We start from the raw sequence: 26954 nt of genomic DNA on the forward strand, positions 1-26954 counted from the left end.
GTGGCAGACACCACCGGCGTCGACACCCATCTCGACGATCAGCGGCTGGAATTACTGCGCCGCAAGCTTGCCGAACGCGGCTTGACGAAGACGACGGCGGCGGCGCCCGTCGCGACCGACGACCAGCCGCGCATGTCGGTCGGCCAACACCGGATGTGGTTCGTGCAGTCCGTCGATCCCGGCAGCGCGCTGCTGAACATCTGCGTCTCCTACCGCCTGTCCGGCACCGTCGACACCGCGCGGTTGCGCCATGCCGTCGACGCCGTCGCCGCGCGACACCCGGTGCTGCACACCACCTACGCCACCGACGCCGAGGGCGACCCACACCCGGTGCTCCGCGAGGACCTGCGGCCCGAATGGGCCGAACACGACCTGACCGGTTTGACCGGCCAGGCGCGGCGGCTACGGCTGGATGTGCTGGCGCAGCGAGACTTTCGCCGGCCATTCGACCTGAGCAAAGATTCACCGCTGCGAGTCACTGCGGCGCGGTTGGCCGATGACGAACTGATGCTGCTGATCACCGCGCACCACATCGCCTGGGACGACGGCTCGTGGGCACCGTTCTTCGCCGATCTGACTCGCGCCTACACCGACCCGGACGGCTTCGACGACGGGCGGGTGCTGCCGGACCCGTCCGGGGATTCGACCGCCATTCGCCAGGCGGATCTGGACTACTGGCGGCCGCGGATGGCCAACCTCCCCGAGCCTCTCGAGCTGCCCGGGGCCAACGGTTCGGTGGTGCCCACCACCTGGCGCGCAGAGCGCGCGTTCGCGCGGTTGTCGCCGGACACCGTCGAGCGAGCGGCCGCTCTGGCCCGGGAGACGGGCGCCACCCCGTTCATGGTGTTGATGGCCGCGTTCGCCGCGCTCGTGCACCGGTACACGCAGTCGACCGACTTCTTGGTGGCGGTCCCGGTGCTCAACCGCGGCGTGGGAACCGAGGATGTCATCGGCTACTACGGCAACACGGTGGTGATTCGGCTGCGGCCGCGATCACACCAGACGTTCCGCAAGCTGCTGGCTCAAACCCGTGAGGACGCCGTGGGCGCCTTCGCGCATTCCCGGGCCGACCTGGACTGGCTGGTGCGCGAGTCGAATCCCGACCGCCGGCATGGCGCGGATCGGATGACCCGGGCCAGCTTCGGCCAACGGGAGCCCGATGGCGCCGGCTTCTGCCCGCCGGGTGTGCGCTGCGAGCGCGGCGAATTGCGCGGCCAGTTCAACCAATTGCCGTTGAGTCTGATGGTCGAGCTGGACCGAGCCCCGGACGGTTCGGGCGGCGGCATGGTCGAGGCCGAGTATCTGGTCGAGGTGCTGGATCAGCAGTTGGTCGAGCAATTACTGCGCCACTACGCCGTCTTGCTGGACGGCCTGCTGGCCGATCCCGACGCGAAGCTGTCCGGGTGCGCGTTGATGAGCGGCGAAGACGCCGAGTGGCTGCGCGCGGTCTCGACCGGCGAAGAATTCGTCACCCCGGCCAGCACCTTGCCCGAGCTGGTCAGCCGGCGGGCGGCTCTGACACCCGATGCCGTCGCCGTGGTCTACGAGGGGCGCGCCTACTGCTACCGAGAAATCGACGAAGAATCGAACCGGCTGGCGCACTGGCTCATCGAGCAGGGAATCGGTACCGAGGATCGCGTCGCGGTATTGCTGGACAAGTCTCCCGAACTGGTGATCACCGCGCTGGGGGTGCTCAAAGCGGGCGGGGTGTATCTGCCGGTGGATCCCACCTACCCGGAAGACCGGCTGAGCTTCATTCTCGAGGATGCGGACGCGAAACTGGTGCTGCGCGAACCGGTTACCGACGCCGGGGGCTATCCAGTCACCGCGCCTGCCGAGCTGATCCGACCGCTGAGCCCGCACAACACCGCCTACCTGATTTACACCTCCGGGTCCACCGGGCTACCCAAGGGTGTTCCGGTGCCGCACGCGCCCATCGCCGAGTACTTCGTGTGGTTCGGCGACGAATACCGGATCGATGGCACCGATCGGCTGCTGCAGGTCGCCTCGCCCAGCTTCGATGTGTCGATGGGTGAGATCTTCGGCACGCTGATCATGGGTGCCCGCCTGGTGATTCCGCGGCCCGACGGGCTGCGCGACATCGGCTACCTGACCGACCTGCTGGCCCGCGAGGGCATCACGTCGATGCACTTCGTGCCGTCGCTACTGGGACTTTTCCTGTCGTTGCCCGGCGTCAGCCAGTGGCGGACCCTGCGGCGCGTGCCCATCGGCGGTGAGGCTCTGCCCGGCGAGATCGCCGACAAGTTCCACGCCACCTTCGACGCGTCGCTGCACAACTTCTACGGACCGACCGAGACGGTGGTGAACTGCACCAGCTACCCGGTCGAAGGCACTCAGGGCACCCGGGTGGTGCCGATCGGCCGGCCCAAGATCAACACGCAGGTGTATCTGCTCGATAACGCGCTGCAGCCGGTTCCCGTCGGCGCGATCGGTGAGATCTATATCGCCGGAACACATGTCGCACACGGATATCACCGCAGGCCCCAGTTGACCGCCGAGCGGTTCGTCGCCGACCCGTTCGCGTCCGGCGGGCGGATGTATCGCTCCGGCGACCTCGCCCGCCGTAACGCCAACGGCGACATCGAGTTCGTCGGCCGCGCCGACGAGCAGGTGAAGATCCGAGGTTTCCGCGTCGAGCTGGGCGAAATCGCGGCGGCGATCTCGGTCGACCCTAGCGTCGGGCAGGCGGTCGTGCTGGCCATGGACCTGCCTCAGCTGGGCAAGAGCCTGGTCGGATACGTGACACCGGCACAGGGCGCCGGCACGGAAACGGTGGAGGTCGAACGCATCCGGGCCCGGGTGGCGGCCGTCCTGCCGGACTACATGACCCCGGCCGGCTATGTGGTGCTCGACGAGATCCCGATCACCGCGCACCAGAAGATCGACCGCGCCGCCTTGCCGCAACCACAGATCGCCGCGGCCGCCGAATACCGGGGCCCGACGACACCCACGGAACAGCGCATCGCGCAACTGTTTTCCGCGTTGCTCGGCCACGAGCGGGTGGGCGTCGACGACTCATTCTTCGATCTGGGCGGTCACTCGCTGGTCGCCACCAAACTCGTCACCGCGATCCGCGCGCAATGCGGCGTGGAAATCGGCATCCGCGACGTGTTCGAGCTCGCGACCGTCGGGGCGCTGGCCGAGCGGATCGACCAACTGAGTTCGGGCGAACTGACGCAGTCGCGTCCCCGGCTGATCAGCACCGCGCACGACGAACCGATGCCACTCTCGGCGTCGCAGCTGCGCAGCTGGTTCGCCTACCGCGTGGACGGGCCCAGCCGGGTCAACAACATTCCCTTCGCCGCGAAGCTGACCGGACCATGGGACATCGATGCGTTGATCGCCGCCGTCGGGGACGTCGTTGCCCGGCACGAAATTTTGCGCACCAGCTACGTCGAGTTGGACGGCTTGCCCTATCAGGTGGTTGAACGGGCCGGCGTCGAGGTTCCGCTGCGCCGCGAGGAAGGACCCGACGAGGCCTGGCTGCAACAGCAGCTCGACGTCGAGCGGTGCCACTGCTTCGAACTCGACGCTGAACTGCCGATTCGGGTCGCGGTGCTGCGCATCGAGAACACTGCGGAGCACGTGCTGTCGCTGGTCGTGCATCACATCGCCTCCGACCATTGGTCGGCGGGCGTGCTGTTCTCCGATGTGATGACGGCCTACCGGGCCCGGCGCGGCGGAGAGGTGCCGTCCTGGGCCCCGCTGCGGGTGCAGTACGCCGACTATGCAGCGTGGCAGCGCACGTTCCTGGGCCTGGATTCCGAAGCGAGCGGTCGGGAATCCGCCATCGCCCGCGGCCAGCGCGAGTACTGGACCCGGCAGCTGGCCGGGATGCCGGAGGACACCGGGCTGCGCCCGGACTTCCCGCGCCAGCCGGTGCCCACCGGCGAAGGGGAGTCGGTCGACTTCCACATCGACTCCGCCACTCGCACCAAGCTCGGCGAGCTGTGCCGCGAGCTGGGCATCACCGAGTTCATGCTGCTGCAAACGGCCGTCGCCGTGGTCTTGCACAAAGCCGGTGGCGGAACCGACATTCCGCTGGGCACCCCTGTGGCGGGCCGCACCGAGGCCGAATTGGACCAGCTGATCGGGTTCTTCGTCAACATCCTGGTATTGCGCAATGACCTGAACGGCAACCCGACGCTGCGCGAACTGCTCAAGCGGGCCCGGGAGACCGCGCTGGCCGCCTACGCCCACCAGGACCTGCCGTTCGACCGCGTCGTCGACAGCGTCAGCCCGGTGCGCTCGCTGTCACGCAACCCGCTGTTCCAGGTCGTCGTGCACGTCCGGGATCACCTGTCCGCCAACCGTGTCATCGAGACTGCAGCCCCGGGCAGCGGCGAGCAGGACACCGTATGCACCTCGTTGGACCCCGTCTTCGACATGGCGCACGCCGATCTGAGCGTCAACTTCTTCGGCACCGACGGCTCCGGCGACATCGGCTACAACTGCAATCTCATCTACCGCACCGAGCTTTACGCCCGGTCCACCATCGAGCGGCTGGCCGAATGGCTGGCTCGCGCAATTGCCGGGTTCGCCGACGACATCGATCAGACCCTGCGAGACGTCCAGCTGATCGATGCCTCCGAACAACACCGCATCCTGCAGGACTGGAGCCGTGGTGAGCAGCCGCCGCACGACCGGCCGCGCACCATCCCGGAACTGTTGGAGCCCAGCCGGAGGTTTGGCGCCGGTCGCATCGCGGTGCGCTGCGGCGAGCAGAGCATCGATTACCCTGCGCTGCACCGTCGTTCGGACAACCTCGCCGCGCTGCTGGTCAAGAACGGAGTAGGCCCGGGATCGCTGGTCGGGCTGTCGACCCGGCGCAGCATCGACCTGGCGGTGGCGCTGGTGGCCATCATGAAGGCGGGCGCCGGCTACTTTCCGATCGATCCCGGATATCCCTTGGCGCGAAAGCAATTCATGCTCGACGACGTGCAGCCGCCAGTCGTGCTCGCGACCGTCGAGGCGGTGGACGCCATGCCGCCGGTTCCGGGGGTCGAACTGATCTCGCTGGACGATCCACAGGTACGCGCACTGGTCGACGGCGACGACGCGGATCCGCGGTGCAAGGATGTGCGACCGCCGCACCCCGATGATCCGATGTACCTGGTGTTCACCTCGGGGTCTACCGGCAAACCGAAAGGTGCGGTGGGAACACATCGCTCGATGGCCGCCCGGCTCGACTGGCAGCTGCGGCACTACCCGCCGCGAACCGACGACGTTCGGCTGGCGCAGGCCTCGATCACCTTCCTCGAAGGTGGCATGGAGATGCTGGCCGGCCTGGCGGCCGGCGCGACGATGATCCTGGCCGACGACGCCGAGCACCGTGACCCGGAATCCCTCGGGGACTTGATGAGCCGGTATTCGGTCGCCCAGCTGACCGCGGTGCCCAGCCTGGTCTCGGCGCTGGTGGACAGCCGGCCCGACGCCGTGCGCTCGCTGTCGCGGCTGGTGTGCGGCGGCGAACCGGTGAGTACCGCGCTGCTGCAACGGCTGGTGTCGGTGTGCGCCGCCGAGGATGGCGCCGGCACCGAGCTGCTGAACAACATCGGTTCCACCGAGACCTCGGGCGCCGTGTCCCGCGGGCCGCTGAGTCTGCCGAATCCGCTTGTCGGAAGGCCGGTCCCGGGTGCGGCGGCCTACCTGCTCGACGACGTCCTGCGTCTCGTGCCGGCCGGCGTGGTGGGTGAGCTGTACTACGCCGGTGACCAGCTGGCCCGAGGGTATTGGAAGCGTCCGGGCCTGACCGCGACGCGATTTATCGCCAACCCCTATGGCGCCGAGCCGGGTTCGCGGCTGTATCGCAGTGGCGATCTGGCCCGATGGACCGAGGACGGCCGACTGGAATTCGTCGGACGGTCCGACCACCAGGTGCAGGTCCGCGGTTTCCGGGTCGAGTTGGCCGAGGTCGAGGCGGCCCTGGCGGGCGCCGAGGGTGTTGCCGGGGCGGCGGCCCGCACGTGGGAGGTGCACGGCGGCACCTCGTTGGCCGGATATGTTGTGCCGCAACGGCCGATCACCGATGACGCCGCGAAGGCGACATTCGCGGCCCAGGTGCGCGCGGCGATCGTCACGACGCTGCCGGGCTACATGCTGCCGTCGTCGCTGACCGTGCTCGACGTGCTGCCGAGAACCGAGTCGGGCAAGCTGAACCGGCCGGGGTTGCCGCGGCCGGAGGTCAGCACCGGCGGCCAGACCGAACCGACACGCACCGACACCGAACGGGCGCTGGCCGAGGTGTTCGCGGAACTGCTGTCCACCCCGAACGTCGGGCGCTTCGACGACTTCTTCGCCCTCGGTGGCGACAGCATCCTATCCGTGCAGCTCGCCGCGCGAGCCCGGGCGGCCGGCCTGGCCGTGAGCCCGCGGATGATCTTTGAGAACCCGACGGTGCAGCAGTTGGCCGCCGCCCTCGATGCCCTGGGCGACGAAGCGGCCGTCACCGCACAGCACGAGCAGCCGACCGACACCCGCTTCGCGCCGATGAGCACGTCCGGATTGTCACCGTCGGAGCTCGCTGCCGTGACGCAGCTCTTCTCGGCGTCCCGCGAAGGCACGAGATGACATCTGCCAAAACGGATGTCGCGCCCCAGATCGAGGATGTGATGGCGCTGAGCCCCTTGCAGGAGGGCTTGTATTCGCTGACCACGCTCGCCGAATTCGCCGACGATCCAGAGGCGGACGACCCGTACGTCATCGGGATCGCGGCGGACATCTCCGGAGAACTGGATGTCGTACTGCTGCGTGAGTGCGCCGAGCAGATGTTGGTGCGGCACCCTAATCTGCGAGCCAGCTTCTTCAGCCGCGGAATCCCGCGACCGGTACAGATCGTGCCGTCCCGCGTCGAGCTGCCCTGGCGGCTGGCCGCCGCCGCACCCGAGGACGTGCCGGCGCTGGAAACCGGCGAACGCCGCCGACCGTTCGACCTGGAACGCGGACCGGCCATCCGCTTCCTGTTGATCGAATTGCCCGGCGCACGTTGGCGTTTGGTGATTACCGCCCATCACATCGTGATCGACGGATGGTCGTTGCCGGTGTTCGTCAACGAGATGATGGTGCTCTATCAGGCCGGCGGCGACCTCTCGGCGCTGCCCGCGCCGCCGCGGCCCTACCGCGACTACATCGGCTGGCTGGCGAGCCGCGATCCGGACACCAGCCAACGGGTGTGGCGCGAGCACCTGGCGGGTATGCCGGGCCCCACGCTGCTCGCCGCTTCGCTGGGGTCCACGGAGGCGGCCGAGGGCCGGCAGCCGGCGCTGCCGCGCACCACCAAGCTGCGACTCCCTGCCGAAACCACCGCGCGGTTGGTCGAAGACACCCGATCGCGGGGCATCACCGTGAACACCCTGATGCAGACGGCGTGGGCGCTGGTGTTGTCGCGGCTTACCGACACCCGCGACGTGGTTTTCGGGGTCACGGTTTCCGGTCGGCCGCCCGAACTGACCGGCGTCGAGACCATGGTCGGGCTGTTCATCAACACCGTGCCGCTGCGGGTGCGGCTGGACCCGACCGCGCCCGCCGGTGAGCAGTGCCGCGCCGTGCAGCGCGACGCGGCATTGTTACGCGAGCACAGTTATCTCGGGCACGCCCAACTCCGCGCTCTCGGCGGCGTCGGCGAAATGTTCGACACCCTGCTGGTCTACGAGAACTTCCCGATGGACGGGCTGACCGCGGGCGGCGAACTGACCGCAGGCGGTGCGACATTCCGGCCGGTCGCCCTGCAAACCCTGTCGCATTTCCCCATCGCCGTCGCCGCCCACATGGAAGCCGGCGAGCTGGTGGTGCTGATCGAAGCGGTCGACGGAGCGCTGGGCGCCACACCCGCCGCCACATTGGGGCAGCGGGTGCTCACCACCGCTGAGCGGCTGCTGCAGGGCTGGGAGCGCCGGCTGTGCGACGTCAGTGTCCTGCTGGACGACGAAGCCGACCCGCTGCGGGCCGCCGGCGCGCCAACACCGTTGTCACCGTTGAGCATTCACGCCCGGTTCGCCGCCGTCGCAGCCCGTACACCGGACAACCCGGCGGTCAGCTGGGCGGGTGGCACGCTGAGCTACCGCGAGCTGGATCTTCATGCCACCCGGCTGGCGGCGCGACTCGCGCACGCGGGCGTCAAGGCCGAAGCACCGGTGGGCGTCAGGCTCTCCCGCGGCCCGCACTACATCATCGCGATACTCGCCGTGCTCAAAGCCGGCGGCATGTGCGTTCCGATGGAACCGGGCATGCCGCCCGAACGGGTTAACTCGATCCTGCGTCAATCCGGCGCCGCGATCGTTCTCAACGAAGACCTGACCGAGAAGCTGCTGAACGCCAGCGAACCGCAAGACGCCGACTTCAGCACCGCCGACGTTCTGCCCGCGCAGGCCGCATATGTCGTGTTCACCTCCGGGACGACGGGAGAACCCAAGGGCGTCATCGGAACTCACGGCGCCCTGGGCGCCTACGCCGATGACCACCTGGACCGGGTGTTGCGGCCCGCCGCGGACAAATTGGGCCGGCCGCTGCGCATCGCCCACGCGTGGTCGTTCGCCTTCGACGCCGCGTGGCAGCCGTTGGTCGGCCTGCTCGACGGACACGGCGTGTACGTCGTCGACGAGAAGACTCAGACCGACGCCGAGGCGCTGGTCGCGCTGATCGCCGGGCACGGCATCGACATGATCGACACCACCCCGTCGATGTTCGCCCAACTGCAGGCTTTCGGCTTACTCACCGACGCACCGCTGACCGTGTTGGCACTGGGCGGCGAGGCGGTCGGCGGCGCGGCCTGGACCCGGATCCGCAACACCTGCAGCACGTCGTCGATGACCGCCCACAACTGCTACGGGCCCACCGAAACCACGGTCGAGGCGGTGGTCGCCGCCATCGCCGAACACGACGAGCCGTCCATCGGGCGACCGACCCGGCACACCCGCGGCTACGTGCTGGATTCCGCGTTGCACCCGGTGCCGTACGGAGCCACGGGCGAACTGTATCTGAGCGGTGCCCAGCTGGCCCGTGGCTACCTGGGCCGCGCAGCGGAGACCGCGGCGCGGTTCGTCGCCGACCCGTTTACGGCGGCCGACCGGATGTATCGGACCGGCGACCTGGTGCGCCGATTGCCCGATGGCTCACTGCAATACGTAGGACGCGCCGACGCCCAGGTGAAGATCCGCGGCCACCGCGTCGAACCCGGCGAAATAGCGGCCGCCCTCGAATCACACCCGGCCGTGCGGCACGCGGGGGTGCTGGTGCAGCAGCGCCAGGGCATCGCGCGGCTCACCGCGTACGTGGCCACCGAAACGGCCACCGATCGACCCTCCACCTCCGAGCTGCGCGGCGTGCTCAGCACCCGGCTGCCGCGCTACATGATTCCGCAGCGCATCGTCCTGGTCGACGAAATCCCGTTGACGCCCAACGGAAAGCTGGACGATAAGGCATTGGCCGCATTCGATCGGTCCGAGTTCGAGGTCGGCGCGGCGATGCCCGAGACCGCCACCGAATCCGCGCTGGCCGAGCTGCTCGGCGAGCTGCTCGGTCAACCGCGCATCGACGTCACCGCCGACTTCCTGCGGCTGGGCCTGGACAGCATCATGGCGTTGTCCGTGGTGCAAGCCGCCCGAGCCCGCGGAATTGCGCTGCGCGCCAGGCTCATTCTCGAGTGCAGCAATGTCCGCGAACTGGCCGAGGCGATCGACTCGGAAACCACGGCCGCCGCCGAGCAGGTGGACACCGGATCCGGGCCGATGCCGTTACTGCCCAACGGCCGATGGCTCTACGAATTCGGTGACCCGCGCCGGCTCGCGCAGACCGAAGCCATCCGATTGCCCGCGACGCTGCGCCGCGAGGAGTTGGATGCGGCCCTGGCGGGCATCATCGAGGGTCACGAAGTGTTGCGCACCCGGGTGGACCGTGCCACGCTGACGCTGGTGCCGGTGCCTGCCGCCGACATCGCCGATGTGGTCAAAGAGGTTGCAGCCGTTGGTGATCTGGCCGCGGCGGTACCCGCTCGCGTCGCCGAGGCCGTCAACCGACTGGACCCCGAACGGGGTAAGCTGCTGTCCGCCGTGTGGTTGCGACCGCCGGCGGGGGAGAGCGTTCTGTTGCTGGCCGCGCACGTCGTCGCGCTGGATCCGGCGTCGTGGCGGGTGATCCTCGGGGAACTCGGTGCCGCCCTGACGGCCGCGGCCACCGGCCGCCAGCCGGCACCCATCCGCGAGCACACCAGTTATCGGCGCTGGGCCGACGCACTCACCGCGCGGGCACACCGGTTGGACACGGTGCAATTCTGGGCGTCCCAACTGGACGGCGACGACCCCGACCTCGGCGCCCGCCGGCTCGATCCGAGCCGCGATCGGGCCCGCGACCTGATCGTCCGCAACGCCGTCACCGACGCCGACGTCACCCGTCGCCTGCTGGATTCGGACCTGCCGCTGCCCACGCTGCTGGTCGCCGCTACCGCGGCGACGGTGACGCGGTGGCGCCAGCTACGCGGTCAGGCCACACCGCCTCCCCTGCTGGCGCTCGAAACGCACGGCCGCGCCGACAGTTTGGTGCAGGAGCCGGGCGCACCCACCATCGACACCGGCGACACGGTCGGGTTGCTCAGCTCCATCTATCCGGTGCGACTGGACTCGGCGGATCCGCGCGAGGTGGGCAAGACATTGGCGGCGCTCCCCGGCGACGGACTCGACTACGGGTTGCTGCGCTACCTGCGGGACGACACCGCCGCGCGGCTCGCCGGTTATTCACCACCGCAGCTGCTGCTGAATTATCTCGGCGCCGCCCACGCCGACGGCGGCACCGGGCTGCGGCTGCAGCGCGAGCTACTCGCCGGATCGTCGCCGGTGCCGGAGCCGGAACTGGCGGTGCGCCACGAGCTCACCATCGCCGCGCTGGTCCTGACCTATGACGGGCAGCGGGTGCTGGCCGCGCAGTGGCGCGCCCTGCCCGACATTCTCGATGTCGCGGATATCAGTGCGCTGCAAGGACTTTGGATTGATTCGCTGCGGGAGATGGTGAAATGAGCACACTTGCGATCGTGGGGGCCGGCGCCAAGGCGGTGGCTGTGGCGGCCAAGGCCTTCGCGCTGCGCGAAATGGGCGTCGACGTTCCCGACGTGTTCGCGGTGGAGCGGATCGGCGTCGCGGCGAACTGGCAGGCCAGCGGCGGCTGGACCGATGGCGCGCACCGCCTAGGCACCAGCCCGGAAAAAGACGTCGGGTTTCCCTACCGCTCGGCGCTGGTGCCGCGGCGTAACGCCGAACTCGACGAGCGGATGACCCGGTTCAGCTGGCAGTCCTATCTGGTCGCGACGGCGTCGTTCGCCGAGTGGATCGACCGCGGCCGGCCGGCCCCGACGCATCGCCGGTGGAGCCAGTACCTGAGTTGGGTCGCCGAACACGTTGGCATGACGCTGGTGCACGGTGAGGTCGAACGGTTGGCGATCACCGGGGACCGCTGGGCGCTGCAGACGCACGAGACCACCGTGCACGCCGACGCGTTGATGATCACCGGCCCCGGCCAGGCCGAAAGATCTTTGCTCCCCGGCAATCCGCGCATGCTGTCGATTGCCCAGTTTTGGGATCGCGCCGCCAACCACGACCGGATCAAGGCGGAGCGGGTGGCGGTGATCGGCGGTGGCGAGACGGCCGCGACGATGCTCTACGAGTTGTTCCGGCACCGGATTTCCAGCATCACCGTGATCTCTCCACAAGCCACGTTGTTCACCCGCGGCGAGGGGTTTTTCGAGAACTCGCTGTTTTCCGATCCGACCGACTGGCCGGCCCTTACCCTTGCCGAGCGCCGCGACGCGTTGGCCCGCACCGACCGTGGGGTGTTCTCGTCCAACGTGCAGGAAGCGTTGCTGGCCGACGATCGCATCCACCACCTGCGTGGCCGCGTCGCCCACGCGGTGGGTAAGGAGGGGCAGATCCGACTGACGCTGTCCACCAATCGCGGCAGCGAGAATCTGGAGACCGTACACGGGTTCGATCTCGTCATCGACGGATCCGGCGCTGACCCGCTCTGGTTCGCAGCGCTGTTCGGTCAAGACGCGCTTGATCTGCTAGAACTCGGTCTCGGTGGGCCCCTGACTTCGGAGCGGCTGCAGGAGGCGATAGGTTATGACCTGGCCGTCACAGGCGTGGCACCCAAGTTGTTCCTGCCGAACTTGTCAGGACTCACCCAGGGGCCCGGGTTTCCCAACCTGAGCTGCCTTGGGCTGCTATCCGACCGGGTTCTGGGATCCACCGTCAGCCCGTCCAGGTATCCCGCGAAAAGGAGACACGATGAGCGCCAATCCCTTTGATGACGACGACGCGAACTTTGTGGTGCTGGTCAACGACGAGAACCAGCACAGCCTGTGGCCGACCTTCGCCGACACGCCGGCCGGCTGGCGGGTGGCGTTCGGTGAAGCCAGCCGCGCGGATTGCCTGCAGTACGTGGAACAGAACTGGTCGGACATCCGGCCCAAGAGCCTGATCGAGGCGCTCGCCGCCGAGTAACAGCGGGTATGTGTGCGCGAGAATTCGCCGTTACGCACTTGCGGCACAGCACAATTAACGTGTTTTCCCACGTCGCGACCGTAGCGTCGTCGTAACGTGACCGACCCGAGACACAAATTCCGGAGTCACAGGGCACACTTACACCAGCTTCAACCATGGAGACGTGGGACCGCGTGCGGCGATCCGTAGGATTCCGCCACGGTCCATGTGTATCGAAGGGGGACCTGTGAAATCCGTGAAGTCCATTGCCACGGGCGTGGCGGCCCTGACCGCCATTGGCGGCGCAGCCGCCGGCGTGGCTTCCATCGCAGCACCGATCGGCACGGATCAGGTGCAACTGGCGGCGGTCGGCGCGCCACTGCCGCAGGACCCGCCGCCGCCTCCGCCCCCGCCGCCGGGCGCGCCGGGGCAGTTGCCGACGGCTGACCAATTGGCCAACCTCTGCAACCAGGTGACCGACCCCGGCGTCAACTACCGGGACAAGGCCAACCTCATTGAAAACGGCGTCCCGCAAAACGAGGGGATGGTCGCCGACCACGACCTGCGCAAGGCCTACCGGAACGGGAACTTCCCCGAGCAGTTCAACGTGACGAACATCGCGCCGGCGGGTCCGAATATGGCCCAGGCCGACGTCGCCATCTCCGGCCCGAAGTTCGCCGGACCGGTCAACAAGCATCTGGTGTTCGTCAACCAGGGCGGTAACTGGGTGTTGCAGCACGACGCGGCGATTGCACTGATTCAGGCATCGAGCGCGACGAACTAGCCCGGACGCGCCGGGCAAGCCGACGTCAAGCAGACCCCATGTGCCCCGGAACGGGGGCGCATGGGGTCTGCCGTTTGCGGGCGGCGGTGACAGGTCTACCGTCGGGCAGGCAGGCGCTCCGCACAGCAGGCGCACAGTGTGCTCATGTTCCTTCCACATCGGCTCGCCGTAACGTATCGGTGCCGAGACACGACGTAACAGACGCAACGGGCACGCGGATCGCCGACTGCGTCGACGTTCGTGCCCACCGAAGGGGGAACCATGAGAACCGTGAAGACTGTTGCCGCCGGGGTGGCAGCGCTGGCCATCGTCGGGGGCGCCGCCGCCGGCGTGGCCTCCGTCGCCACACCGAGCGCGCCGGCCGCCGGGGTGCGGCTCGCCACCGTTGGCGCGCCGCTTCCGCAGGACCCGCCGCCGGCGCAACCGGTCGCGGGTGCCGACGTGCCCACCGCCGACCAGCTGACCGGCGTGCTCACCACTCTTGCCGACCCGAACGTGTCGTTCAGCAGCAAGGGCAATCTGGTGCAGGGTGGCATCGGCGGAATGGAGGCGCACGTCGCCGACAAGAAGCTGCAGAAGGCGGCGAAGAACGGCGACCTGCCGTTGTCCTTCGATGTCACGAACATCCAGCCGACCGCGGCCGGTTCGGCGTCCGCCGACGTCGCGGTCTCCGGCCCCAAGCTGCCGTCGCCGGTCACGCAGAACGTCACCTTCGTCAATCAGGGCGGCGGCTGGGTGCTGTCGCGGACGTCGGCGATGGCGTTGCTGCAAGCCGCCGGTCAGTGACCCGCGCGCAACCCGCGCAGGTCTAGTTTGGCGATGCGCGCCGAGTCCGCCAGCACGTCGATCGCGCGGATCCGGCCGTCGCGCACCACGAATCCCATGACGGATGCCGCCAGGCCGGCGACGAAGATCACCGCGCCGGCGGCACCGTTCACGGTCGCGGCACACACTTCACGCTCCGGCCCGGCGTAACCGCGGGCCAGCTCGGCCACCACGGCCGCGCCCTGGGCGCGGAAGACGGCCGCGGCGGCGCCGAAGTCACCGCGCAACACCACGTCGGGATGAAGCACCGCGACCAGGCGGTCGAAGTCGCCGCTGCGCCCAGCGGCGAAGAAGGCGTCGACCACCTCGCGTTGCGCGGCCAGGGGGCCGTCCGGAGCCGCATCGGCCTGCTCGATCCGCCGGCGGGCCCGGCTGGCCAACTTACGGGCGGATTCCGGTGTCGCGTCGACGATGGCCGCGATCTGGTCGAAGGGCACGGTGAAGACGTCGTGCAGCACGAACGCCAGCCGCTCGGCCGGCGGCAAGGTATCGAGCACCACAAACAACGCCAGTCCCACCGCGTCGGCCAGCATCGCGCGGTGCTCGGGGTCGAACTCACCCTCCGCCTCCACGATCGGATCCGGCAGGTGGCCGACGAGCTCCTCGCCGCCGTGAGTCCGGCGATCGCGCAGCATGTTCAGGCAGATGCGCGCCACCACGGTGGTCAGCCAGGCTCCCAGGTTGGCGATGCCGTCCCCGCCGTCCGATTCAGCGGTGCGGCTCAGTCGCAGCCACGCCTCCTGCACCGCATCCTGAGCGTCGTCGATCGAGCCCAGCATGCGATAGGCGACGGCGCTCAGCTGTGGTCGGGCCGCCTCGAAGCGGGCCGCCAATGAGGTGTCCGCCGTCACGGCCGATCGGTTTCGGGCAAGGCGCACACCCGGTTACCGGAAAAGCCCGACGAGCCGATGTCGAGCGCGATGTTGAACCGGGCCCGCAGGTTGCCCAGCGTGATCGCATGCGTCAGGCCGACCAGTTGGGCGGCATCGAAGTGCGCACGCAGCGCATCGAAGAGTTCGTCGCTCACCTCGACCGGGGTGCGGCTGATCGCGGTGGCGTACCGCAGGATCAGCCTGTCGGCGTCGGAGAAGCACGGCGCGTTCCGGTAATCGGCCAGGGCCAACAGCTCTTCGTCGGTGATGCCCCAGCGGCGGGCGATCTGTGAGCCCAGATCGATGCAGTACTCGCAGCGCACCACCGTCGCCGCCTTCAGCTCGGCCAGCGCCCGCTGGCGGGGACTGAGGACGTCCAGCTTCGACTCGGCCTGCTCCAACCTGCCGTAGGCGTTGAGCAGTCGCGGGATATAGGCATACATCCGCAGCGGTTCCAGCATCCCCGCGGTTTCCAACCCGGTCATGTGTGCGAGCTTGCGCTTGGTGAAAAAGAAGGCGATCTTGGCGCCGAGGCCGGCGTCGCGGTCGGAGACTCCTTGCAGCCGTGGCATGGCGGTCCTCCTGGCAAGTGGTGGCGGGAAACCAACGTCCTTACCAAGTCGACACGCGGCGAGGCCCGAACGTGACGCTTACCCGGGCGCGCCCAGCGGCATGTCCATGTTGTACACGCGGGCGTGCAGCACGGTGCGGTTCCGCAGCGCGGCGCGGACCGCGCGATGCAGTCCGTCTTCCAGATAGGTGATGCCCTTCCACCGCACCGCGTGCGGGAAGAGATCGCCGTAGAAGGTGGAGTCCTCGGAGAGCAGGCGGTCCAGCGCGAGCACCGTGGTGGTGGTGACCAATTCGTCGAGCCGGATCTGCTGCGGCGGAATCTGGGACCAATCCCGGTAGGACAGGTTGTGCTCGGGATACGGCTTGCCGTCGCGTACGCCCTTGAAAATCATCGACGCACCGACTCACTGCTGTGGCCCGACCGGTTCATTCTGGACAGGCTAGTCCGACCGATGTTCGTCAGCACCGATGCGTTCGAAGAAAATCGTCCGGCAGCCCGTCCCGATAACGGTCGGTGATCCGCGCGGCCACCGGCCCCGCCGAACCGCCGCTGCTAACGGTCGGCACCGCCAGAGCCCGTAAAATGAATCCGGTCAACGCGGTATCGAAGGAGGTGGCGGCCGGTGGGAAGTGCCGATGATCGTCGGTTTGAGGTGCTGCGGGCAATCGTCGCCGACTTCGTCGCCACCAAGGAACCGATCGGTTCCAAGGCATTGGTGGAGCGCCACAACCTGGGCGTCTCGCCCGCCACCGTCCGCAACGACATGGCGGTGCTCGAGGCCGAGGGTTACATCACCCAGCCGCACACCAGTTCCGGACGGGTGCCCACCGAGAAGGGCTACCGCGAATTCGTCGACCGACTCGACGACGTCAAGCCCCTTTCCTCGGCCGAACGGCGCGCGATCCAAAGCTTCCTCGAATCCGGGGTCGACCTCGATGACGTCCTGCGCAGGGCGGTCCGGCTGCTGGCCCAGCTGACCCGGCAGGTGGCGGTGGTGCAGTACCCCACGCTGTCGTCGTCCACCGTGCGCCACCTCGAAGTGATAGCCCTGACGCCGGCGCGGCTGCTGATGGTCGTCATCACCGACTCCGGCCGGGTCGACCAGCGGGTCGTCGAGCTCGGTGACGTCATCGACGAGCACGAACTGTCTCAGCTGCGGGAGATGCTCGGCCAGGCGCTGGTGGGCAAGAAGCTGTCGGCCGCCTCGGTCGCGGTGGCGGACCTCGCGGGGCAGCTGCGCAGTCCGGACGGCCTGGGCGATGCCGTGGGCCGGTCGGCGACGGTGTTGCTGGAATCGCTCGTCGAACACACCGAAGAGCGTTTGCTGTTGGGCGGTACCGCCAACCTGACCCGGAATGCGGCCGATTTCGGCGGCTCATTGCGCTCCATCCTGGAAGCGCTGGAGGAGCAGGTGGTGGTGCTGCGGTTGCTGGCCGCCCAGCAGGAGGCCGGTAAAGTGACGGTGCGCATCGGCCATGAGACGGCCGCCGAGCAAATACTGGGCACCTCCGTGGTGACCACCGCCTACGGCACCTCCGACACCGTTTACGGGGGAATGGGTGTGCTGGGGCCCACCCGGATGGACTATCCGGGAACTATCGCCAGCGTTGCTGCGGTTGCCTTATATATCGGCGAAGTCCTGGGTGCTCGATGAACGCGCACCCGCAGAGTGGGTAGGCGCGGGAAAAGACCAGGTATAGGAGAGTCAAGCGTGGCACGCGATTACTACCGGCTGCTCGGCGTGAGCAGAAACGCCAGCGACGCGGAGATCAAGCGCGCGTATCGCAAGCTGGCGCGCGAACTGCATCCCGACGTCAACCCCGACGAGGCCGCGCAGGCGAAGTTCAAGGAGATCAGCGTCGCCTACGAGGTGCTGAGCGATCCCGAGAAGCGGCGGGTCGTCGACCTGGGCGGGGACCCGATGGAGAACGCCGCGGCGGCGGGCGGCGGCTTCGCCGGCGGGTTCGGCGGTCTGGGGGACGTGTTCGAGGCCTTCTTCGGCGGCGGCTTCAGCGGCGGCGCGACCTCGCGCGGCCCCATCGGGCGGGTGCGGCCCGGCTCGGATTCGCTGCTGCGGATGCGACTGGACCTCGAAGAGTGCGCGACCGGCGTGACCAAGCAGGTCACCGTCGACACCGCGGTGTTGTGTGACCGCTGCCAGGGCAAGGGCACCAACGGCGATTCGGCGCCGGTGCCGTGCGATACCTGCGGTGGCCGCGGCGAGGTTCAGACGGTGCAGCGCTCGCTGCTGGGGCAGGTGATGACGTCACGGCCGTGCCCGACCTGCCGTGGCGTCGGCGTGGTCATTCCGGACCCGTGCCACCAGTGCATGGGCGACGGCCGGGTGCGGGCCCGCCGCGAGATCAGCGTCAAGATCCCCGCCGGTGTCGGCGACGGCATGCGCGTGCGGCTCGCCGCGCAGGGCGAGGTCGGGCCCGGCGGCGGGCCGGCCGGCGACCTGTACGTCGAGGTGCACGAACAGCCTCACGACGTCTTCGTCCGCGAAGGCGACGACCTGCACTGCACGGTTTCGGTGCCGATGGTCGACGCGGCGCTGGGCGCCACCGTCACCGTCGACGCCATCTTGGACGGCGTCAGCGAGATCACCATTCCGCCCGGCACCCAACCGGCTTCGGTCATCACGCTGCGCGGCCACGGCATGCCGCACCTGCGGTCCGGCACCCGGGGCGATCTGCACGTGCACGTCGAGGTGGTCGTTCCCGCCCGGCTGGACCACCGCGACACCGAATTGCTGCGGGAGTTCAAGACTCGCCGCAGCCGCGACGTGCCCGAGATCCGCTCGACCCATGCCGGCGGGGGATTGTTCAGCCGGCTTCGCGAAACCTTCACCGGACGCTGATCGGCAGCCTCGCAGGCGCGCACATGGTCGCGACCCTGTTCTACCTCGACGATCTGCCCGAGCCCGGCTCGCTCGCCGTGCTGGGCGGTGATGAGGGCTTTCACGCCGCCACCGTGCGGCGGATCCGCCCCGGTGAGCGACTCGTGCTCGGCGACGGCGCCGGGGCCCTGGCCCACTGCGAGGTGGAGCACGCCGGGCGCGACGGGCTGCGCGCGCGGGTGCTCGAACGCTGGAGCGTTGCACCGGGGTCCCCGCCGGTGACGGTGGTGCAGGCACTACCGAAGTCGGAACGCTCGGAGCTGGCCATCGAGCTGGCCACCGAAGCCGGCGCCGACAGGTTCGTGGCGTGGCAGGCCGCGCGCTGCGTGGCCAACTGGCAGGGCAACCGGGCAGACAAGGGGTTGCGCCGATGGCGCGCCGTGGCCCGATCGGCGGCCCGGCAATCCCGTCGCGCGCACATCCCGCCGGTCGACGGCGTGCTGTCCACGGCGGAGCTGGCGCAGCGGATCCGCGACGAGGTGGCCGCCGGTGCCACCGCGCTGGCCCTGCACGAGTCGGCCACCGACCGACTCGCGGATACCGACCTGGCACCGGCGAAATCGCTGTTGCTGCTGGTCGGTCCCGAGGGCGGCATCGCCGACGACGAGCTGGCGGCGCTGGCCGCCGCGGGTGCGGCGGCGGTGCGGCTGGGTCCCCAGGTGCTGCGGACGTCGACGGCCGCGGCGGTGGCCTTGGGCGCGCTCGGCGTGCTGACCCCGCGCTGGGACCCGCGCGGCGACATCCCGGCAAACGGCCCCACGCTGCATGTTCGCGAGACCCGCCGGTCGTCGAGTACGTTGCTGAACACTGACCAATCCGGGCCCTGGGCGTAGACTGAGACGGCCCAGCAACCCACCGACAAACCGAGAAAGCAGGCATCGAGAGCCACGTGACGCCCCGCGAGACCAGCGCTGCTGACGCAGCCGGAGCCGTCCCGGCCTCTGCTCAGGTTCGCAGCAGCATCGACGTTCCGCCCGATGTCGTCATGGGCCTGTTGGGTTCGGCGGACCAGAACCTGCGGGCTCTGGAGCGCAGCCTGAACGCCGACCTGCACGTGCGCGGCAACGCGGTCACCGTCGCGGGTGAGCCCGCCGATGTCGCGCTGGCCGAGCGGGCGATCTCCGAGCTGGTCGCCATCGTTGCCGGTGGTCAGCCGCTGACCCCGGAGGTCGTTCGGCACAGCGTCGCCATGCTGGCCGGCACCGACAACGAGTCACCGGCCGAGGTGCTGACGCTGGACATCCTGTCGCGGCGCGGCAAGACGATCCGGCCCAAGACGCTCAACCAGAAGCGCTACGTCGACGCCATCGACGACAACACCATCGTCTTCGGGGTCGGCCCTGCCGGCACCGGCAAGACGTATCTGGCGATGGCCAAGGCCGTCAACGCCCTGCAGACCAAACAGGTCAGCCGCATCATCTTGACCCGCCCGGCGGTGGAAGCCGGTGAGCGCCTTGGCTTTTTGCCCGGCACGCTCAGCGAGAAGATCGATCCCTATCTGCGGCCGCTGTATGACGCGCTGTACGACATGATGGATCCCGAGCTGATCCCCAAGCTGATGACCGCCGGAGTCATCGAGGTGGCACCGCTGGCGTACATGCGCGGACGCACCCTCAATTCCGCGTTCATCGTCCTCGACGAGGCGCAGAACACCACCGCCGAGCAGATGAAGATGTTCCTCACCCGGCTCGGCTTCGGATCGAAGATCGTCGTCACCGGCGACATCACCCAGGTCGACCTTCCCGGTGGCGCCAAGTCGGGCCTGCGTTCGGCGATGGAAATCCTGGACGCCGTGGACGACATCCACGTCGCGGAGCTGACCAGCGTGGACGTGGTCCGCCACCGGCTGGTCTCGGAGATCGTCGACGCCTATGCGAAGTTTGAAGAGCCCGGCCTGACAATGAACCGGGCGGGGCGGCGGGCGACGGGTTCACGCGGTCGTCGATGATGGTGCGGTGAGCGGGTCCCATGAGTATTGAGGTATCCAACGAATCGGGTATCGACGTCTCCGAGGCCGAGTTGATCAGTGTCGCGCGGTTCGTCATCGCCAAGATGGACGTCAATCCCGCGGCCGAGCTGTCGATGGTGCTGCTCGACACCGCGGCGATGGCCGACCTGCACATGCGCTGGATGGATCTGCCCGGCCCGACCGACGTGATGAGCTTTCCGATGGACGAGCTCGAGCCGGGTGGGCGTCCGGACGCCCCCGAGCCGGGGCCCTCGATGCTGGGCGACATCGTGCTGTGCCCGGAGTTCGCGGCCGGCCAGGCCGCCGCCGCGGGACACAGCCTGGGGCACGAGCTGGCGCTGCTGACCATTCACGGGGTGCTGCATCTGATCGGCTACGACCACGGCGAGCCGGACGAAGAGAAGGAGATGTTCGCCCTTCAGGACCGGCTGCTCGAAGAGTGGGTCGCCGATCAGGTCGAGGCCTACCACCAGAACCGCCAAGAGGAGCGGGACCGCCGATTGCTCGACAAGTCAAGGTATTTCGACAATTGAGGTCACTTAAGATTCTGGCGGCAGCCGCCATCGCGTTCGCGCCGTTGTCGGTGTTGGTGACCGCCACCGCTTCGGTGGCGCAGGCGGCCCCGTGTGCCGGCGCGGGATCCAACCCCGTCGCCTGCCAGCACTGCATGTTCTATGTGAACGCCTATCACACCGCGAACGTCTGCAACGAAGACCGCCGCGGCGTTCAAGGGCCGCCGAGCAATGCACCCACACCGGTCCCACCGGTTCCCATTCCGGTATACGAGCCGCCCCCCATGCCGCCGCCGGTGCAGAACCCACTGGTCCTCCCGCCGCCCAACTCCGGTCAGAACGTTCCGGTGCAGGAGATCAATCCGCCGGGCCCCGACGCGCCGCGTAACGCCCCGGTGGTGGCGCCGCCGCGAGGGCTGGATGCGCCGTCGCTGGCGATCGCGGCGGCCAAGGCCGCACCTCCGACTCGCGTCGACCCCGCCAACCCACCGAAGCCGCCGACCCAGGTGGACTTCGACCAGCAGGTGCAGAAGGTCGTGAGTTCGCACCGGGAAAACGTCGACATCCTGAAAATCGACGACCAGAAGTTCGTCCGGCCGCGGCACTGGGACTACCTCGACTACGACGACGCCTATCGCCGCCCGACCATCTACAACCCGCTCAATCAGCCGATCACGTTCCGCTACTTCTACAACGGCGCCTACCAGCAGGCGTACCTGCCGCGCGGGGCGCGGATGGTGCTGGATGCCACCACCGTCGGTGTCGTCCCGTTCACCGCGGTCGGCGACAGCTATGTGGCGGCGGGCAGCTTCTACGGCGGGGGTTCCATACCGTTGAACGGGTACAACGGACCCCCGCCACCGGATTACAAGCCGCCGGCGCCGCCGAAGCTGTACGAGAACGTCACGGTGTTCGTGCCCGCCAAGAACGAAACCGTCGAAGTGGGCCACGTGTCGGTGGTGGGGCACGACGCGAGCCAACCCGCCGGCGGCCAGGACACCTTCCTGCTCGACGACTCCACCCTGGCCTGGGGGCAGATCGACAACTCCACCAGTGCCCCCGCCCAGATCAGGGTGATCAAGACCCAGCCGACGCCGGGGGTCGGGCCGACAGACGACGGCAGCTTCCTGGTGCTGCTGGCCGTCCACCACCAGGAGCCAGGCCAGCCCAACCAATCCGGCTGGACGTTGGCGTTGCGCTTCGGGGGATTTGCGGTGGTCGTAGGCCTGATCGCCTGGCTGCTCGCTCGCCGAAGCCGAACCGAGCAGCAGGACGCTGACGCCTAGCGGTCGCCGGTCCTCGGCGCCGGTCAACCGCTAAGCTGCAGGTCAGAGCCATAGGGGAAGTCAGTGACCAAGTCAAGGTATGTCGACAATTGACCGGCTGGTCTGAGCTGCTCGGTGCAATAGCGTTGATCGCGTTGGGCGGGCTGTTCGCGGCGATCGATGCGGCGATCAGCACCGTGTCGCTGGCCCGGGTTCAGGAGTTGGTGCGCGATGAGCGGCCCGGCGCGGTGGCGCTCTCCAAGGTGATGTCGGAACGGCCCCGCTACATCAACCTGGTGGTGTTGCTGCGGATCACCTGCGAGATCACCGCGACGGTGTTGCTGGTGGTGTTCCTCTACGACAACTTCGGGCTGCGTTGGGGGCTGTTCGGTGCCGCGGCCATCATGGTGGTGACCAGTTTCGTCGTGATGGGAGTGGGGCCGCGTACCCTCGGCCGTCAGAACGCCTACTCCATCGCGCTGACGACAGTGCTTCCGCTGCAAGCGATCTCGTGGCTGCTGATGCCGATCAGCCGGTTGTTGGTGGTGCTGGGTAACGCGGTGACTCCGGGTCGGGGCCTGCGGAACGGGCCGTTCGCCTCCGAGATCGAATTGCGCGAAGTCGTCGACCTGGCCCAGCAGCGCGGCGTGGTCGCCGCGGAAGAGCGCCGGATGATCCAGTCGGTCTTCGAGCTCGGCGACACCCCGGCCCGCGAGGTGATGGTGCCGCGCACCGAGATGATCTGGATCGAAAGCGACAAGTTCGCCAGCCAGGCCATCAACTTGGCGGTGCGCAGCGGGCATTCCCGCATCCCGGTGATCGGCGAGAACGTCGACGACATCGTCGGCGTCGTGTACTTGAAAGACCTTGTTCGGCAGACCATTTTGTCCGGCGACGGCGGCCGGACCCCTCCGGTGTCACAGGTCATGCGGCCGGCGGTCTTCGTGCCCGACTCCAAGCCGCTGGACTCGCTGCTGCGGGAGATGCAGCGCGACCGCAACCACATGGCGCTTCTCGTCGACGAGTACGGCGCGATCGCCGGCCTGGTCACCATCGAAGACGTGCTGGAAGAAATCGTCGGGGAGATCGCCGACGAATACGACGAGGCGGAGACGGCACCGATTGAAGACTTGGGCGACAAGCACTTCCGGGTCTCGGCGCGGCTGGCGATCGAGGACTTGGGCGAGCTGTATGACGTGGAATTCGACGACGATCTCGACGTCGACACCGTGGGCGGCCTGCTCGCCCTGGAATTGGGTCGGGTACCGCTACCGGGCGCCGAGGTGGTGTCGCACGGTCTGCGGCTGCAGGCCGAAGGTGGCACCGATCACCGCGGGCGGGTACGGATCAACACCGTCCTGCTCAGCCCGGTCGAATCCGACGGTTCATCCGATGGCGAGGAACCCGCGCAGCATGACTGAATTCCGTTCCGGTTTCGTGTGTTTGGTCGGCCGTCCGAACACCGGCAAATCGACCCTGACGAACGCGCTGGTCGGGACCAAGGTCGCGATCACCTCGATGCGGCCGCAGACCACGCGGCACACCATCCGCGGCATCGTGCACAGGGAGGACTTCCAGATCATCCTGGTCGACACGCCGGGCCTGCACCGGCCGCGCACCCTGCTGGGCAAGCGCCTGAACGATCTTGTGCGCGACACCTATTCCGAAGTCGATGTGATCGGACTGTGCATCCCGGCCGACGAGGCGATCGGTCCGGGAGACCGCTGGATCGTCGAACAGATTCGCGCGACCGCGCCGAAGACGACGCTGGTCGCCATCGTCACCAAGATCGACAAGACTCCCAAAGACCGGGTGGCCGCGCAGTTGGTAGCGGTCAGCGAGTTGGTCGGAGATTCAGCCGAAATCGTGCCGGTGTCGGCGGTGACCGGGGCGCAGGTCGACATCTTGATCGACGTGCTGGCCGCCGCGCTGCCGCCCGGCCCGGCGTATTACCCCGACGGTGAGCTGACCGACGAACCCGAAGAGGTCCTGATGGCCGAGCTGATCCGGGAGGCGGCCCTCGAGGGTGTTCGCGACGAGCTGCCGCATTCACTGGCCGTGGTCATCGACGAAGTCAATCCGCGGGAGGATCGCGACGATTTGATCGACGTGCACGCCCTGCTCTACGTCGAACGCGACAGCCAGAAAGGGATCGTCATCGGCAAGGGTGGTTCGCGGCTGCGGGAGGTTGGCACCGCCGCGCGCGCTCAGATCGAAAAGCTGCTGGGCACCAAGGTTTACCTGGATCTGCGCGTCAAGGTCGCCAAAAACTGGCAGAGCGACCCCAAACAGCTTGGCCGCCTGGGTTTTTAGCAGCGGAAGCCGACCGGCGCATGCGTCCTGCGCGGCCAGGCAGACGCTACGCATGTGGCGCATGTGAGTGGTGAGACGCAGCCAGGCCAGCACCGGAATCTGCACCGACGGATTCGCGAGTCGGATCAGCGGTTTGGTCACCTTTGTCCTGGGTAGCCGCGGCCTATGACGCAACCTCTACTCGCGCTGGTGACGGGCGCGTCCAGCGGCATCGGATTCGAACTGGCCAAGCAATTCGCCCAACATGGCTACGACCTCGTCGTTGCCGCCGAAGACGACGCCATCCACGGCGTGCCCGACAAGCTCTCGCAGTTCAGTGCCGCGGTGCAGCCGGTCCAGGTGGACCTGCGCGGCCCCGACGGGGTGGAGCACTTGTACGAGAGCGCAATCGAAGGTGACCGGGTGCTCGCGGCCGCGGCGCTCAACGCCGGAATCGGCCGCGGCGAAATGTTCCTCCGCAGCGAGCTCGCCGATGACCTCAGCATCATCGATCTCAACGTGCGCTCCACCGTGCATCTGGCCAAGCTGGTTCTGCGCGACATGGCGAATCGCAATGCGGGCAAGGTGTTGTTCACCTCGTCCATCGCGTCCCAGATGCCGGGTTCGTATATGCCGGTGTACAACGCGTCGAAGTCGTTCATTCAATCCTTCGCCCAGGCTCTTCATGACGAATTGCGCGACACCGCAATCACTGTCACGGCTCTGATGCCCGGACCGACTGACACCAGCTTCTTCGGGCGCGCCAAAATGGTTGATTCCCTGATGGGCAGAATGCCTAAGGACGACCCCGCTCAAGTCGCACGGCAGGGATTCGAGGCGCTGATGCGCGGTGACCAGAAAGTCGTGGCGGGATCCGCATTGTCGAAGGTGATGGGCACGGCCAACCGGGTGCTGCCGGACACGCTCAAAGCCGTCGGTAACCGGGTGATGTCGAAACCATTCGGCCGCTGAACCGACCAACCGCCAGTTCAGGCGAGCACCCGGATCGTTTTCATCGATGCATCGGCGGCATCCGGGGTGTTCATCCCGGCGCGCACCCCGGAACACAAGTAGTTCAGCACAGCATCATTGAGGCGCTCGCCGGGCACCACCGCCGGAATGCCGGGGGGATAGGGCGTGATCTGTTCGGCGGCGACCCGGCCGGCGGCCTGATCGGTGGGCACCGCCTCCACGTGCCCGAAGAACGCGTCGCGGGGCAGGCAGACGGTCTCCAACTGCAGCTCATCGGGGGAGGGCAGGTCGATCTGCGGCGGGCGCTCGAAGTCGTCGGCCGCCTCGCGCCACGCCCTCAGCGCATCGGTGAGACGGCTGGCGGTGGTCTTGTCGTCCGCGAAGGACAAGGTGGCAAGCAGGCGGCGGTGATCGCTCATGCCCGTATCGACGTGCGCGTGCTCGCGGAGCCAGTCGGCGGCCTGGTAACCGGACGTGCCCGTGCCCGATACGTCCATCAGCACCTGTAGGCGGTCCAGGTCGTGGGATGCCTGCGCCCCGAGTAACTCGTCGTCGAGCACCTCGACGCCGGGAAGCGTTTCGATCTCCTCGCGCACCTGCCGTGCCAAATCCAGTGCATTGCCGAGCAATTCGTGACCGTCCTCGACCATCTGCCGGCGCCACCCGTCCATGGCCGCATACAGCAGGACGTTGGGGCTGGTCGTCATCAGCAGGTCCGCGCAGCCGGACAGGCGGTCCTGATCGATCAAATCACCCTGCACGTGGAACACCGAACCCTGCTCGAAACCGGCACCCATCTTGTGCACGCTGACCACGCAGACATCCGCACCCGCGTCCATCGCCCAGGTCGGCAGGTCCTGATGAAACGGCAGGTGCGCCCCCCACGCCTCGTCGATGATCAACGGCTTTCCGCGCCGATGGCACACCTCGGCGATGCCGGCGATGTCGGCGCAGGTGCCGTAGGGGCTGGGGCTCACGACGAGCGCGCCGGCGGCGTCGGGGTGCTTGTCCCAGGCTTCCTCGACCTGCTGCGGCGAGGGCGGGTGAGAAAAGTGGTGCTCGGCGTCCCATTGCGGAGTGATCCAGCGCGGCTGCACACCAGAGAAGATCAGCCCCGCCACGATCGACTTGTGGCTGTCGCGGCCAACCAGGAGGCTGCCGTCTCCGCCGGCGACGGCCATCATCGCCGCCCGAACCGACAGGGAGCTGCCGCAGGTGGAGAACCACGCGATATCGGCGCCGACGGCGTCGGCCATCAGGTCTTCGGCCCGCTTGAGGTAGCCGTTGCTGGTTCTGCGGTCATCCAGGCCGCCGCTGGCCAGCACGTCGTCCAGGAACGGTTCGCGACCCAAGACGGCCAGGACCCGCTCGTCGGTGCCACGGCCCTGGCGATGGCCGGGCGGCGTAAACCCGTACCGGTTCTTGTCGCGGTAATCGGCCAGCGCATCGAGCAGGGGAGCGGTCGATTGATCCATGGCGTACGGGTACCCGGCGTGTCAGCGGCT

The 26954-nt window shown here is 68.1% G+C and carries 19 protein-coding genes; 15 read left to right on the forward strand and 4 right to left on the reverse strand.

Annotation, left to right across the window (positions count from 1 at the left end):
* From ACIUM1_RS23995 to ACIUM1_RS24020, 6 genes are all read left to right on the forward strand, one after another.
* The gene (locus tag ACIUM1_RS23995) at positions 1-6591 is read left to right on the forward strand and encodes an amino acid adenylation domain-containing protein (protein WP_406814975.1); all 6591 of its coding nucleotides are present in this window, start codon (positions 1-3) and stop codon (positions 6589-6591) included.
* Positions 6588-11027 carry an amino acid adenylation domain-containing protein gene (locus ACIUM1_RS24000; protein ID WP_406814976.1) on the forward strand — a complete coding sequence of 1480 codons (4440 nt, stop codon included), beginning with the start codon at positions 6588-6590 and terminating at the stop codon, positions 11025-11027. The genes ACIUM1_RS23995 and ACIUM1_RS24000 overlap by 4 nt, the downstream gene beginning before the upstream one ends.
* Positions 11024-12310 (forward strand): NADPH-dependent L-lysine N(6)-monooxygenase MbtG, encoded by a 1287-nt coding sequence (gene mbtG / locus ACIUM1_RS24005; protein WP_406814977.1) that lies wholly within the window; start codon positions 11024-11026, stop codon positions 12308-12310. Before ACIUM1_RS24000 ends, mbtG begins: the two co-directional genes overlap by 4 nt.
* A complete protein-coding gene (locus ACIUM1_RS24010; protein ID WP_406814978.1) occupies positions 12291-12506 on the forward strand; it encodes an MbtH family protein in 216 nt (71 codons plus the stop codon). Before mbtG ends, ACIUM1_RS24010 begins: the two co-directional genes overlap by 20 nt.
* 226 nt (positions 12507-12732) lie before the next feature.
* Entirely contained in the window at positions 12733-13269 is a 537-nt protein-coding gene (locus ACIUM1_RS24015; protein WP_406814979.1) for a hypothetical protein, read from the forward strand.
* Positions 13270-13530: 261 nt separating this feature from the next.
* A complete protein-coding gene (locus ACIUM1_RS24020; protein ID WP_406814980.1) occupies positions 13531-14055 on the forward strand; it encodes a hypothetical protein in 525 nt (174 codons plus the stop codon).
* Here the strand turns inward: ACIUM1_RS24020 and ACIUM1_RS24025 are convergent.
* From ACIUM1_RS24025 to ACIUM1_RS24035, 3 genes are all read right to left on the reverse strand, one after another.
* Complete coding sequence (locus tag ACIUM1_RS24025) at positions 14049-14945, reverse strand: sigma-70 family RNA polymerase sigma factor (protein ID WP_406814981.1); 897 nt, start codon at positions 14943-14945, stop codon at positions 14049-14051. The genes ACIUM1_RS24020 and ACIUM1_RS24025 overlap by 7 nt on opposite strands.
* The gene (locus tag ACIUM1_RS24030) at positions 14942-15538 is read right to left on the reverse strand and encodes a carboxymuconolactone decarboxylase family protein (RefSeq protein ID WP_406814982.1); all 597 of its coding nucleotides are present in this window, start codon (positions 15536-15538) and stop codon (positions 14942-14944) included. The genes ACIUM1_RS24025 and ACIUM1_RS24030 overlap by 4 nt, the downstream gene beginning before the upstream one ends.
* 78 nt (positions 15539-15616) lie before the next feature.
* Complete coding sequence (locus tag ACIUM1_RS24035; RefSeq protein WP_406814983.1) at positions 15617-15931, reverse strand: type II toxin-antitoxin system VapB family antitoxin; 315 nt, start codon at positions 15929-15931, stop codon at positions 15617-15619.
* A 231-nt stretch (positions 15932-16162) separates the two neighbouring features.
* Here ACIUM1_RS24035 and hrcA point away from each other — a divergent pair, with 231 nt between their 5' ends.
* The 9 genes from hrcA (at position 16163) to ACIUM1_RS24080 (ending at position 25449) form a co-directional block, all read left to right on the forward strand.
* Positions 16163-17194 carry a heat-inducible transcriptional repressor HrcA gene (gene hrcA / locus ACIUM1_RS24040; protein ID WP_406814984.1) on the forward strand — a complete coding sequence of 344 codons (1032 nt, stop codon included), beginning with the start codon at positions 16163-16165 and terminating at the stop codon, positions 17192-17194.
* A gap of 57 nt (positions 17195-17251) precedes the next feature.
* Positions 17252-18400 carry a molecular chaperone DnaJ gene (gene dnaJ, locus ACIUM1_RS24045; RefSeq protein WP_406814985.1) on the forward strand — a complete coding sequence of 383 codons (1149 nt, stop codon included), beginning with the start codon at positions 17252-17254 and terminating at the stop codon, positions 18398-18400.
* 23 nt (positions 18401-18423) lie between these two features.
* Positions 18424-19272 carry a 16S rRNA (uracil(1498)-N(3))-methyltransferase gene (locus ACIUM1_RS24050; RefSeq protein ID WP_406814986.1) on the forward strand — a complete coding sequence of 283 codons (849 nt, stop codon included), beginning with the start codon at positions 18424-18426 and terminating at the stop codon, positions 19270-19272.
* A 56-nt stretch (positions 19273-19328) separates the two neighbouring features.
* Positions 19329-20387, forward strand: coding sequence for a PhoH family protein (locus ACIUM1_RS24055; RefSeq protein WP_406814987.1), 1059 nt, complete (start codon positions 19329-19331; stop codon positions 20385-20387).
* A 20-nt stretch (positions 20388-20407) separates the two neighbouring features.
* Positions 20408-20941, forward strand: coding sequence for an rRNA maturation RNase YbeY (gene ybeY / locus ACIUM1_RS24060; protein WP_406814988.1), 534 nt, complete (start codon positions 20408-20410; stop codon positions 20939-20941).
* Positions 20938-22206: a hypothetical protein gene (locus ACIUM1_RS24065; protein ID WP_406814989.1), complete on the forward strand. Its 1269-nt coding sequence runs from the start codon at positions 20938-20940 to the stop codon at positions 22204-22206. Before ybeY ends, ACIUM1_RS24065 begins: the two co-directional genes overlap by 4 nt.
* A gap of 89 nt (positions 22207-22295) precedes the next feature.
* On the forward strand, positions 22296-23606 hold the full coding sequence (locus ACIUM1_RS24070; RefSeq protein ID WP_406814990.1) for a hemolysin family protein: 1311 nt from the start codon (positions 22296-22298) through the stop codon (positions 23604-23606).
* Positions 23599-24498, forward strand: a complete 900-nt coding sequence (gene era, locus ACIUM1_RS24075; RefSeq protein ID WP_406814991.1) for a GTPase Era — start codon at positions 23599-23601, stop codon at positions 24496-24498. Before ACIUM1_RS24070 ends, era begins: the two co-directional genes overlap by 8 nt.
* A gap of 165 nt (positions 24499-24663) precedes the next feature.
* Positions 24664-25449 carry an SDR family NAD(P)-dependent oxidoreductase gene (locus tag ACIUM1_RS24080; protein WP_406814992.1) on the forward strand — a complete coding sequence of 262 codons (786 nt, stop codon included), beginning with the start codon at positions 24664-24666 and terminating at the stop codon, positions 25447-25449.
* Positions 25450-25466: 17 nt separating this feature from the next.
* Here the strand turns inward: ACIUM1_RS24080 and ACIUM1_RS24085 are convergent, their stop codons facing one another.
* On the reverse strand, positions 25467-26924 hold the full coding sequence (locus ACIUM1_RS24085) for an aminotransferase class I/II-fold pyridoxal phosphate-dependent enzyme (RefSeq protein WP_406814993.1): 1458 nt from the start codon (positions 26922-26924) through the stop codon (positions 25467-25469).
* Between the last annotated feature and the right edge of the window lie 30 nt (positions 26925-26954).

The sequence above is a fragment of the Mycobacterium sp. M23085 genome (assembly GCF_045343915.1).
In the GTDB taxonomy this organism is placed as follows: Bacteria; Actinomycetota; Actinomycetes; order Mycobacteriales; family Mycobacteriaceae; genus Mycobacterium.